The following is a 12292-nucleotide window of genomic DNA, read 5'->3' on the forward strand; positions in this document are numbered from 1 at the left end:
AAACTCAATATATAATAGTCCAAAAGAAAGGGACTAATCCCCCCGCATCCCGATAATTATCGGGATTAAGCGGGGCTTTCGGGATGTAGTTCGGTATTAACATTCTAAAAACTAAGTCCGCCACAGGCGGAGAACTATTTTAGTTTAAGAATTGGTATAATATCAAATAGTTTAAGTGTTTCGAAATAAACAAATCGAAGCTATAGGAAACAGTTATCCTATAGCTTGATTTGTTAAAATATAAACCGCATTCCCATTTATCTTGGAACCACCTTAAAATTAATGGTGATTATATAGTCGTTCTCTAGAGCTTCATTCTTTTTGCATTTGCGGTGCTTTGGAGGACGAGGGCCTTTGCAAGTAGAATCCATTTTGCTTGAGTCTCTTGGAGGAGGAGGAGGCATCAAAGAATCTTTGGGGTGTTTGCATTTGCCCTTAATTCCTTTCACTGTAGAGATAACTACCTTATCAGTTCCGGTATAGGTACCATCAGGAATATACTGATAAATTAATTGTCCTGCTGCATCTACTCCCAAGGCACTTAATGTGCCGTGCAAAGGTTGCGTAGTTACTTCAAAGGCATCATCCGTATTTGTAGGCAATACATAGGTGTAGGTGGTACCCGCTGCAACAGTAGCTGACTCAATGGGTGTAAGTAGGGTTTCTGCTTTTTTGCAGCTTGGCATAAAGAACATCGCGGTGCCGGCAATGGCCAACATTAAAATTGATTTTTTCATGGTGTTTAATAATTAATTGTGAGTTGAAATAAAATTTAAAGTAGATGTTCTTTCAATATTTTTAATTGCTTTTCAAATACCATTACGGGGGAGTTTTTGAAAAGGTGGGCTTGGGATTATTTTTTATTTTACATTTTTAGAATTTACATTTTATTTCCTATGCTGTAGATTACATTTTCGTTGGTGACACCTTTAGGAAAGTTTAGAACTTTCTTAAAGAAAACATTTGGTTTGTAAGGTTAAGAGGCTTTATTTTGTAATCTAATAAATTAAAATCATGAAAAAAATAATTACCCTAACCCTTATTATCGCAGCGTTGGCTGTAACTTTTAGTTCTTGTAATAAAGAAAAGCAACTAGAAAAACGCATTGAAGGTACTTGGAACATTGACAAAGCTGATGGTATAGTCACTCCTATTGGTGGTGGTGCTGGACAAACTTTTTCTTTCCCAAACATTGGTACTTTCACTTTTAAGAGTGACGGCACTGGCACAAGTTCAACAAACTTTGGTGGTGGCTCTCAAAATAGTACCTTCAATTGGACTAATACTGAGACTACTGTAACTATTACAGAAAGTGGAAAAACACCTTCTGTAATGACCGTAACTACCAATGAGAAGACCAAACAAATTTGGACTTCTACCGAAAGTGATGCTACCTCAAGCACCACTTATACTTATACATTAAGCAAAAAATAATTAGTTAAAACAAACTAAATCAAAAAGCCCCGTCAAAATATTTTGGTGGGGCTTTTTATTTTACTATAGTTTATATCTTGAAATTTACATTCTTATTTTTTTGAGAAATATGTATTATACCGAAACTCAATATATAATAGTCCAAAAGAAAGGGCTAATTCCCCCGCAAGTTTGCGGGGCTTTCGGGATGTAGTTCGGCATTACCATTCTACAAACCAATCCGCCACAGGCAGAGAACTATTTTAGGTTAAGAATTGGTATAACAGATACCAGAAATAAGTTTTTTATTAGCATATAGAAGCTATATTTGCTTCCTTAATGAAAAAGGTAAATACATACTTTTATGCTATACTATTTATATGCTTTTGTATTATAATGCCTAACAAACTGTATTCTCAGTGTAGTTCATTTCCCTATAACAGTACTGCGGCAGGCAAGATTGACCCTTCGCTAGGAATTAGTGGGAACAACCTGATTTGTTATAAAGGATGTATTGATTTAGAAATTAAAACTAAAATATCTGTTGATTCAATATGTGTCGATTTTGGCGACAATAAATATTTGACAATTATTTCTTCAACCTTGGACACCACAATAAAACATTGTTATAACTTTACACCTAAAGATAGCTGTCCTGCAAGCAGACCACAAGATATAAAAGTTGAAGCCAAATATTATAAAGGCAGCCCCGCTGCTACCTTTAGTTTTAGTTCAATAAGCACTACAGTTTCAGTGCAATATTTACCCCGTTTACCCAAAGTTAATTGTCAAGATACGGTTTGCGTGAATGACTCTCTGGTTCTGAGTTTAACTGGAAATAGCTGCACGAATGGATTTGTGAATAATTCTGCAACTATTATTTGGAATTTTGGAGATGGCACCTCTCCATATTCTGTAAATGATATCACGAACAACTATACACTTCCTATTCCACGGCACGCTTATACAAAACCGGGGATATATTATATAAAGCTTACCTGTTCTAACACTTGCGGGAGTGTAGAAGATTCAATCCCAATTGTAGTGGTAAAAATAGACAGTGTGCAATGTGCAAAAAAAACTTGTACTGGCGACACAATTGCAGCAAGAGTATATGCAAAAAATATTAAATATTACGATTGCTATAGTTTGAATGGATGGGTAACTATTATAGGAAAAAATACCAGCACCCCTAAAATTATTTTTAATAGTACGGGCACTTTTGTTATAGCCTTCGCTATTTGCAATCCAGTTACTTGTATCAAATACGATACAATTATAGTGGGCAAGGGCCTGACATGAATTTATCTGCGGTTCCTGATTTTTGCTTTTTCCAACTATTTTTCGACAAATGGTATACCTCAGTCAAATCATTATTATATATTATTAAAGAATAGTATTATATATCAAAAAATTGATTCGGGTATTCCAGCTTCGATAAATCTAACTAAAGCAGGAACCTATACCGTTATTGATTCTGCATTCAATACTTGTGGTTTTAAAGTTATGATTCGTACATTTAATTTGTCATCGATCGACAGTGTTCAACTTCCCAAAACTGGATGTACTGGCGATACAATTAAGGCTTTTGTTTATGCAAGCAATACTTCAATATATAATTGCAGTAGTATAAATGGTAGCGTTTCAATAGTAGGGCAAAATACCAATGCCCCGAAATTTGTCTTTAATAGTCCAGGGACTTATACTATACAATTTACCATAGGTACATCCTCAGTATGTCCTGCTGATAGTGTTATAACAATTGCACAAGGCCCTATGATGAACATGAACGCCATGCCCGATGGTTGTTTTACGGGAAATGATTCATTCTATTTCGACAAATATTTTAGTTCGGGAGTGAGTACACAGTCGAATCATTTTTATGTATATAGAAACAATACACAAATAAATAAATTTACAAGCACTGGAATTCCCGCACCCATATTATTGCCGCAAACAGGCAAATATGTTGTTTTAGACTCCTCATTTAATGGTTGTGGTTTTATAGTTTTAAGTGACACTTTTGATTTGTTAACACCAGCTATAGTTAATTTACCAAGTGATTACGACACCTGCATCCAATCTACCATTTCACTTCCTAGTAAAGCAGGTACCACTATATATTTGGATGGAAATATTGTTTCTGCCACCTCCCTGTTTTTAGACTCAGTAAGGAAATATAGTTTTATATATATTCCTGGGTGCGGAAATGCTGATACTATAAATATCAATGCAAGAGGTGTGAAGGTGAAAGGCCATGAATATATATATTGCTATATTGGACACCACCATCTGTGCCCGTTCAAATTTTAGTATTTCAGTAGATGCAACTTACTTTGATGTGTCTTATTATTGGAAATTGTACCATAATAATGATTCTATTCTCATTACAACTTATGATGGAAAAATGAAAATGAATACCAAGGATACGGGCTTATATGTTTTAAGTCTGTTAGCATCGAACAACAACCCGCCATTTTGTAGTGCGATTTCGAAAACAACTTCCATATATATACATATAACTCCTCGTGCTTCTTTTATTATTGACCGCAAATCGGATTCTATTAAATTCAATACAGATACAATCCCTGCCAATATTATTTTAATAGATAAAAGTATAAATGCGACGAGCTATCTTTGGCATTTCGGCAATGGTGAATCTAGTTTTAACAATAACCCCGTCGTAAATTATACAACTCCAGGGCAGTATAAAATACAGTTGATTGCTTATAACGGAATTTGTAGTGATACAGCAGAAAATCCTATAAAAATATACCCATTCTTTTCAATATATGTTCCCAATGCCTTTACCCCCAACAATGACGGTGTGAATGACTTTTTTGATATCAAAGTTAATGGGTATGAGGATTATACTTTTACCATTTTTAATAGGTGGGGTGAGCGTGTATATGTAGGCCACAAGAATGACATAGGTTGGGATGGAACATTTAAGGGAAAACTATGCAATCAGGATGTTTACCTTTGGGTATTGAGCAATGTAATGTATAATAATGTAGGAAATTTAAACATTAATACTTCTAATAATTGTATTGATTGTAATAAGAAAAACTTATCTGGGGATATACATTTGTTAAGATAGTAGGTCATCTTTAACTTTTAACTTTTGGAAAGTTCTATACTTTCCAAAAGTTAAACCTCAATCCCTCCTATTCAACTTACACCAATCACACTCACCACACCCTTTATCAAACTCGTGGTTTTTAATGCGGGTGTAAACATCTTTTATTTGAACTGATAGCATGCCGGTTTCTTCTGGAACTATATGCATCGTTTCTTCATGAAATTGCTTGGTATCTTTATCGGGTTCTATAAATTGATATACTGCTTTGTCAAAATTCCAAGCACGCATTCTGGCTTTTGGATCGTTGTCTAGTAATATTTTATAGAACACAGCTTGCCTCCAATAGTCGCCACCCAAAGCAATTTCAGGATCTATATTACCTGGCTCGGGTCGTTTTAATTTTTTCTTATCGAACTTGCCAGTTTTATAATCGACCACTGTGGCTTTGCTCCCCTCAAATTCTAATTTATCTATGAAACCTTTTAAGGGTATATCATTGAAAATAATAGCTTCCATGCGTACCTCTGTTTGTATAATAGGATTCCATTTATCTTTGAAATGATTGTGGTATTGTTTTAATACATCGCTTCCATATTCTATTCTACGTTCATATTCTTCGGCCACAAATTCATGTTTTCGCAAATACATTTCATAGGTAAAAAATTGCACCAACTCTTCCGCATTGTCAAATGTTTTCTCCTCTTTGTTTTTATTGAAATAACGCTCCAATGCTTTGTGCACTGCGTTTCCAAATGACAATGCTGGGGCACTTCCTGTAGGCACTTTTAATAAATACATATAATAAAAACCAATGGGACATTCCAAATATGCATTGAGATGTGACACACTTAATTTATAATCGCCCAACAAATTTTCCATTTCTTCATTGGCCAATAATTCTGGCTTGCTTTCTTTTTGTTCTGCCATTACCAGAGCAAGTGCTTCGGCTAATATATCATCATTTGCTTCTACTCTTTGTATCATAATACCTGCCTTTTCTACCTCGGGAACAAAACGGGTTGGGATAGCTTCTTTATCTTCATTGTCAAAATTATAATAACTCATATATAAACCATGCTTTGCTCTTGTCATACCCACATAGAAAAGTCGACGGCTTTCTTCAATAGCTAATGCATCAGTATCCACCGCCATTTGACTGGCTTGACGTTGGGTATGGTCTAATATATTGGGCGGGAATTTAAATCCATCTCCTCTTCTGCCACCTTCCCAATACTTGCCTACCAAACCCACCATAAATACATGCTCAAATTCCAAACCTTTGCTACTATGAGCGGTTGTAAACTTTACGCCTTTGCCAGTTCCAGTGTTTAATACCGCTTCCAAAGTTATATTATACTCCGCCATCAATTCCAAACTTTGCATGAAACGTGCAATATTTAATCCTGGTGCTTTATGTTCTTCTATTGTTATATAATTATGCAAGGCATGGATTTGCTGCAAATACAAATTTCTTTCGGGGTGATGAAGGGCAAATTTCAGTGCACCTGAACGTGTAATCACATCTTCAAAAAACTGTAATAATGTTTTGTTTGCACAAGCAGGAACCCAATGGTTAATCATATCTGATAACTTGGAGGCACTTTTTTCAAAATCACTCAAACCACTAAATAAATTAGGCTTCTCGGGGTTTGCTATAGTTTCTAATGCTGCACGAAGTGAGTTTATATTTCCCCGTGTTTTCGGAGTTTTTTGCCAACGAGCCATAAATCTTGCTGCCTCCACTGGCGGACCAAATCCTAAAAAATCTATATGGAATAGTTGAAATAATAAATCATCATTACTATGTGGTCTGTCAACTTGTGTTTTTATATAATTAAGAAGTGTAATTAAATGTTGTGTAAAAGGTTCTTTCAATACATCAATTTTGCGTTGCAAACTCACAGGTATTTCTTTTTGTTTGAAAAACTTGACTAAGTTTTCTACCTGTCGATGTTCTCTATATATCACTGCAATTTCTGCGGGGTTGGTATCTTCTTCTATCAACTCCATGATATGTTTGGCAACGCCCGCCATTTCAGCAGTTTCAGTAGGATAGTTTATAATAACAGGTGCTTGAATATTGCTCGGAAATTCTCTTTGAGCAATGAGTTTTTTATCCAGTTTTTCAAAACCTGCAATACGTGTAATACGTTCAATATTCAAATCAATTAATGCTTTTGATGCATCTAAAATTTGTTGCGTACTTCTATAATTATCTCGCAGCATCACTACTTTTAAATGGGCATCATATTGTTGTTTGAAATTAAAAATATTCGCCACATTCGCACCTTGAAATCTATATATACTTTGATCATCATCGCCTACTACAAATACATTGGGATTGGGCCAATAATTACACAGCAGTTGCACCAATTGATTTTGTGCATCATTGGTATCCTGAAATTCATCCACCAATATATATTGAAAACGCTCCTGAAAAATACGCAGTGTTTGCGGGCGGTCCACAAATAGTTGAAGCACCCACAATATCATATCATTAAAATCGTAGCGGCCAAGTTCTTTTAATTGTTCATTATAGTTGGGATATAAATTTGCAGCAGCAATTAATTGTTGCATATCCTTTTGCAACTTCTCCATAGCCGTGGGTTTGGCATCGCCCGCATTATACTGCTTGTATTTTTTTTGATAATAAAATTCTGAATTAGTCGTATCACTTTCCACTTCTTTCAGATACTCGCCTACCCTTTCTGTTATATATTCGGGCATCCAGTTTTCGTGCTTCATTACGCCAAATAATTTCTGCAAACGAGCCACATCATAATATGCTCCGCTGCCCTGCCTTTTTAGCGGATGCTGGAGCGGCAATTTATCGATCATTTTGCGTAATAGTTCTATTACTTCTATTTCAGTAACAGGGCTCATTTCACGCAATCCAAAATCGGCAGCATGTTGTTGTATAATATCATTACAAAAAGAGTGAAAAGTTTCTATCTTAATTCTGTAAGCATCAGGACCAATTAAATGCAATAAGCGTTTACGCATGGCCACCACTCCTGCATTGGTATAGGTAATACATAATATATTTTCGGGTGCCGCGTGTGTAGTATCCGACACCAATATATGCCCAATACGTGTAGCAAGAATTTGTGTTTTGCCTGTGCCTGGGCCAGCTATTACGAGTACTGGGCCTTCTATTTGGTCTACTGCTTCGCGTTGGGCTTCGTTGAGGTTGTTGTAGGCTTCTTGAAACGGGGTCATAATATTTACGATTTAATGATTTACGATTTACGTCCCGATAACTATCGGGATGCTGACGCAAGATTTAGATGAATGGACAAATATAATAGTAGAGTTGTTACCAAAAGTAGGAGTTGATAAAAAGAGGAAGAAGTTGTGGATATAGATCAGCCTGCACAAATGATTAGTTTCTACAATCAAAAAAAAATGTTATTTGGTATTATTCAATAGTTTACATTTGCCATACAATTTTTTTATTTTAAACCTTAAACAAATATAACTAAATGAAAAACAGCATATTACTCCTCCCCCATTTCGAATTCGATAACTTCCAATTACAAAGTTGTTAAACCGTTCTTACAAAAGAATTTCTATATTCTTTTATTATTGGCGATGTGTAGCACTACTAATTTAATTGCACAAAAAAGAGATTGGACGTTCTTTAATGTACAGCCATCTGGAACTGCTAATCTTAATGGTTTTATTTTTAAAGGTGTCTACAACAAAAAACACCCGCATTCCCGATTTTACTGCTTATCCTCCTCCTATTACGCCTCCAATTAACAATGGAGTATGGCTTGACCAAACCGATGAATGCACTGTCTCCAATAGTAAATTTCATTATTGCAAAAATGGCTTGCAGTATTATAATACACACTCAAACCAAGCCACGACAACAATTACAGAAAATGTATTTTTTAACAATCAATTTGGTTTGGTGATGGCCTCAAGTAACCACCCAAATACATGCGGTAGTATTTGTAATAATACCAATACGAATACTATAGCAGTCAATATTGGGTGTAATAATTTTCTGCTGAATAATGTAGGTATTTTTGGTTGCGGTAAATTAAATGATATTGGCGGTGCACAAGAATCCGGAAATATATTTATTTGGAGTAATAGTAACAATAATAATATTGATTGGGACTTTTTGTGGGATGATTTGTCGGGGAATGCTAATCAGAAACATATTGAATTAAATAGCGGTGGACAGGGGTTCGCATATTATGATATTAACAAACCTAATCACAATACTCTTAATCCTTATCAAATGAATTCAAATGTTGCTTTTTCTTTAAATGGATTTAAAGGCAACTCGAACGGCGGAGCTCCTTCTGGCTGTAATAGGTCTGCGGGGCGTGCATTTGCCCCTCAGGAGTCTATGAACGAAATAACTCAGCAAATAATATCATATTTCCCAAACCCATTTTACGACTTATTAAACATTACTATTAATTCTATAGATGAACAGGAGATTTTCTACTACGAAATATTTGATATGACTGGACGAATCACTCAGAAAGGAAAATTATCTATAAGCAATAGTATAAACTGTAGTTCAATGCCTTCTGGGGCATATATAATAAAGATTTTTTCTAACAAAGGATTTAATCAGTATAATAAAATTAATAAACTAAATAATTAGATAGTGCGATATTTAAAATATTTTATATTGCTTATAATAGTAATCAATTGTGACATATCTAATGCCCAATATGATAACAATTGGACTTTTGGCTGGCACGGTGGCATTAATTTTAGCACTTCACCCCCAACATTGTTCCAGTCAGGGTCATGTTATGACTCAGGTATTACCAATAAAAATGATATAAGTAAATTTTCAAGTGCTATTTCAAGTTGTAGTGGTGATTTACTTTTTTATTTAGGGGGGGGGTGTCAGCTATGGAATAAAAATCATAATTTAATGCCACTAAAAATAAGTTTCCTACCACAACTGTTTGCCAATATCAAGAAAGGAAAAGATAGTTTATATGTGATAACTACAAGGCCTATTGTTAGTTATACTTGGTATAAAGATAATATATTATATAGTAACAGCTCCGCACTTTTACACCCACCCACAGGCAGATATAATGTGCAAGTGCTGGATGCGGATGGATGTGTAGCTAATAGTAGTTCCTTGATGTTTACTGGGATTGCTAATTATAATAGTAGTGTGTTTAATATATATCCAAATCCGACTAAAGATATATTATATATTGAGGGAATGCGTGGGATGGTTGGTGGGGACACCAACCACGGACAAACACGCATCGTACTGCATGATATGCTAGGTAAGAAAATATATGATACAATTACAAATGGGGAGAATGTATATAGTATAAATGTGGGAGGGCTGCCAAAAGGATTATATATAATACTTGTGGGCGATGTGATGCAAAAGATTGTGGTGGAATAGTAGCTAAGTCAAAAGACTTTTTATTTCATAAATAACCACAAGTCATCATTCGCTTATGGCCAAACACGCGACACTTGCGGCAAAAATGGGTATTTGCATGCACAGATTTGACAACTCTGCGTACGTATGGGCTTGGCTGGGTTGTCAAATCTACCAACTGCACTAAAATCGTAGATACCTCCTACATCGGTATAACAAATTTAATTAAATTGCGGAATGGGGAATTACGGCTATTCAGCGACAAAAAAAATCGTAATTCGTAATTGAAAATTTGTAATTCTTATTCCACCACCAAACTCTTACTCACACTTCCCTTTTCTGTCACAAAAATCAATTGATAAATTCCTTTGCTCAAGGTATTGTTATATATGTTTCTAAGTTCGAAAGTTGAGGTATTGCTTGGAAGTTGTACGTTTGTCAATTGTCTTCCTGTCATGTCCACCAAAATAATTTTTATATTATCATATATGTTTTCAGGTAATTTGATAGTGGCATTTCCATTATTTGGGTTGGGATAAATTTCAATAATGTTTGCCATATCTATATCATTTGTTGCCAACGGCCACCCACCAACATTAATATTATCTATATAGAAATTATTACCTACGCCACTTGTGATAAAAGTAAATCTGAGCATTAGATTCTGTACGGTTTGGTAAGCACTCAAACTTACTTTCTCTCTACGCCAATCGGCTGTCGAGGCGGGAGTGAAGGTACTGTTTTGGGTGGTGGTAGTTTCTAATTTTCCGCCTGATTTTGAAAATATATTATTCCAGTTCAAACCACAATCGGAAGAAGCAAATATCTTTAAATTATCAAAACTAGCAGCAGTGCGACGGGCATAGGATATAAAAAATTCTAAGTTGGGGGCCAAGCGTGAAGTCATGTCCAATGGGGGAATGGTGAGTTCGCAATAATCGCCTACATTGAAATTATTATAGTTATTGATATATAAACAGGAGGTACTAGCATAACCTGTTGTTTTATTTAATTTCCACCCATTACTCCCTGCTACTGCCATTGCGGTCAATTCGGACGGCAAGGTGGTATTTGTTTCAAAACTATATTGCCAAGGGGTTTTATAACCCGATACATTTGATACAACATTGATATAAGAAATTTTAGTTACCGAGTCGGCTCCGCTTGCATTAGCTACCACCAACTTTACATACATTGAACCGGATTTGGTAAAAGATACGGTAGGGTTTGAATCTATAGCTGTAGCTGGATTTCCATTTTCGAAATACCATTTATAGTTCGCTACTTTTCCTCTCGTGCTATTATCATAAAACTTAATTTGTGAACCTTGACATACATTGACCAATGGCGTATAAAAATCGGCCTTGGGAATACACAAGGCAATATTTGAAGTATCATATACTCCTGTTGCTTTTAAATTGGCTGTTGTATATATAGTTCCTCGATATTGTTGGAACACGCCATCAATCACATCTTTTTGCCCCGATGAAAACATATTCTGGCATTTACCATCACTGTAATCCATAAAGTTTTCTGTTTGGTCGGGAAGATCGGGTACATCATTCGTACAACTGTTACGATTGCTGGGGCAGCCTGAATTTGCTGAAGCTACAGGTGGTGTATCATAAACATCTTCTGCCGGGAAACTACCATTACAACCACCTTGAAAGGTATGAAACAAACCCAACCAATGCCCTATTTCATGAGTGGCCACTCGACCATTATTTCCACTATTTTTGGCTGAACCTATGCTGCCAAAATAATCTCCTCTTATTAGCACACCATCCGTTTTGGTAGCACCCGAACCTGGATATGGAAATTGTGCATAGCCCAAAACCGTTCCTATTCCCCCTCCTCCTATATTATCATCAATAGTTTTCACTATCCATATATTCAAATATTGAGTTTTAGGCCAAGGATTTAATTTGCTGGCTTCATTAGCAGTATTGGTAAGCGATGAATATATACGTTCGATGCCATCAGTGCAATTGCCCTGCGGGTCCTTCGTTGCCATACGAAACTCAACTTCACAATCAATTGCAACATTTTGAAATATACTTCTTGTACTACTCGCATCTGCATTCTGCCGGCGAAAATCGAGATTGAGAATCCGTATCTGATCAAGTATTTGATTCTTTGAAATGTTTTCGGGCCCATATTGATGTATTACATGAACCACTACTGGAATGATACGCAGATTGGCTCCACGTTCATTTTTATGCGAATGGCCTGCTAATTTTACCCCCTGCTGAAAATTCAGAATTTCATTTTTTAAAGCTATATTATTGTGCAGTTGCTTTTGAAAATATTCATCGGTGAGACAGGATTGTGCTTGAATTTGAAGTTTGCTGAAAACAAAAATAGTAAGACTAATAATAATTAATAATTTTTTCATTGAAATATATGATAGTGGATTT

At 35.5% G+C, this 12292-nt stretch carries 9 protein-coding genes; 6 read left to right on the forward strand and 3 right to left on the reverse strand.

Features of this window, described 5'->3' with window-relative positions; all coding sequences use genetic code 11:
* Nucleotides 1-257: 257 nt before the first annotated feature.
* Entirely contained in the window at nucleotides 258-737 is a 480-nt protein-coding gene (locus tag SGJ10_14885) for a hypothetical protein (protein MDZ4759408.1), read from the reverse strand.
* A 277-nt stretch (nucleotides 738-1014) separates the two neighbouring features.
* Between SGJ10_14885 and SGJ10_14890 the strand changes: the two genes are divergently transcribed.
* The 4 genes from SGJ10_14890 (at nucleotide 1015) to SGJ10_14905 (ending at nucleotide 4513) form a co-directional block, all read left to right on the forward strand.
* Nucleotides 1015-1434 carry a lipocalin family protein gene (locus tag SGJ10_14890; protein ID MDZ4759409.1) on the forward strand — a complete coding sequence of 140 codons (420 nt, stop codon included), beginning with the start codon at nucleotides 1015-1017 and terminating at the stop codon, nucleotides 1432-1434.
* Nucleotides 1435-1809: 375 nt separating this feature from the next.
* Nucleotides 1810-2715, forward strand: a complete 906-nt coding sequence (locus SGJ10_14895) for a PKD domain-containing protein (GenBank protein ID MDZ4759410.1) — start codon at nucleotides 1810-1812, stop codon at nucleotides 2713-2715.
* Between the two features lie 204 nt (nucleotides 2716-2919).
* Nucleotides 2920-3726 (forward strand): hypothetical protein, encoded by an 807-nt coding sequence (locus tag SGJ10_14900; GenBank protein ID MDZ4759411.1) that lies wholly within the window; start codon nucleotides 2920-2922, stop codon nucleotides 3724-3726.
* Nucleotides 3671-4513, forward strand: coding sequence for a gliding motility-associated C-terminal domain-containing protein (locus SGJ10_14905; GenBank protein ID MDZ4759412.1), 843 nt, complete (start codon nucleotides 3671-3673; stop codon nucleotides 4511-4513). Before SGJ10_14900 ends, SGJ10_14905 begins: the two co-directional genes overlap by 56 nt.
* A 57-nt stretch (nucleotides 4514-4570) precedes the next feature.
* Here SGJ10_14905 and SGJ10_14910 read toward each other — a convergent pair whose 3' ends face one another.
* Nucleotides 4571-7714, reverse strand: a complete 3144-nt coding sequence (locus SGJ10_14910) for an ATP-dependent DNA helicase (GenBank protein ID MDZ4759413.1) — start codon at nucleotides 7712-7714, stop codon at nucleotides 4571-4573.
* Between the two features lie 472 nt (nucleotides 7715-8186).
* Between SGJ10_14910 and SGJ10_14915 the strand changes: the two genes are divergently transcribed.
* Nucleotides 8187-9122, forward strand: coding sequence for a T9SS type A sorting domain-containing protein (locus SGJ10_14915; GenBank protein MDZ4759414.1), 936 nt, complete (start codon nucleotides 8187-8189; stop codon nucleotides 9120-9122).
* A 27-nt stretch (nucleotides 9123-9149) separates the two neighbouring features.
* On the forward strand, nucleotides 9150-9896 hold the full coding sequence (locus SGJ10_14920) for a T9SS type A sorting domain-containing protein (GenBank protein ID MDZ4759415.1): 747 nt from the start codon (nucleotides 9150-9152) through the stop codon (nucleotides 9894-9896).
* 280 nt (nucleotides 9897-10176) lie between these two features.
* Here the strand turns inward: SGJ10_14920 and SGJ10_14925 are convergent, their stop codons facing one another.
* On the reverse strand, nucleotides 10177-12270 hold the full coding sequence (locus SGJ10_14925; GenBank protein MDZ4759416.1) for a M43 family zinc metalloprotease: 2094 nt from the start codon (nucleotides 12268-12270) through the stop codon (nucleotides 10177-10179).
* Nucleotides 12271-12292 lie beyond the last annotated feature (22 nt).

This window comes from Bacteroidota bacterium (assembly GCA_034439655.1).
Classification (GTDB): domain Bacteria; phylum Bacteroidota; class Bacteroidia; order UKL13-3; family UKL13-3; genus CANJUD01.

Coding starts and splice junctions, on each gene's coding strand:
- SGJ10_14925 (MDZ4759416.1), bottom strand. CDS start 12,270: ATGAAAAAATTATTAATTATTATTAGTCTTACTATTTTTGTTTTCAGC.
- SGJ10_14895 (MDZ4759410.1), top strand. CDS start 1,810: ATGCCTAACAAACTGTATTCTCAGTGTAGTTCATTTCCCTATAACAGT.
- SGJ10_14910 (MDZ4759413.1), bottom strand. CDS start 7,714: ATGACCCCGTTTCAAGAAGCCTACAACAACCTCAACGAAGCCCAACGC.
- SGJ10_14890 (MDZ4759409.1), top strand. CDS start 1,015: ATGAAAAAAATAATTACCCTAACCCTTATTATCGCAGCGTTGGCTGTA.
- SGJ10_14905 (MDZ4759412.1), top strand. CDS start 3,671: ATGAATATATATATTGCTATATTGGACACCACCATCTGTGCCCGTTCA.
- SGJ10_14900 (MDZ4759411.1), top strand. CDS start 2,920: ATGATTCGTACATTTAATTTGTCATCGATCGACAGTGTTCAACTTCCC.
- SGJ10_14885 (MDZ4759408.1), bottom strand. CDS start 737: ATGAAAAAATCAATTTTAATGTTGGCCATTGCCGGCACCGCGATGTTC.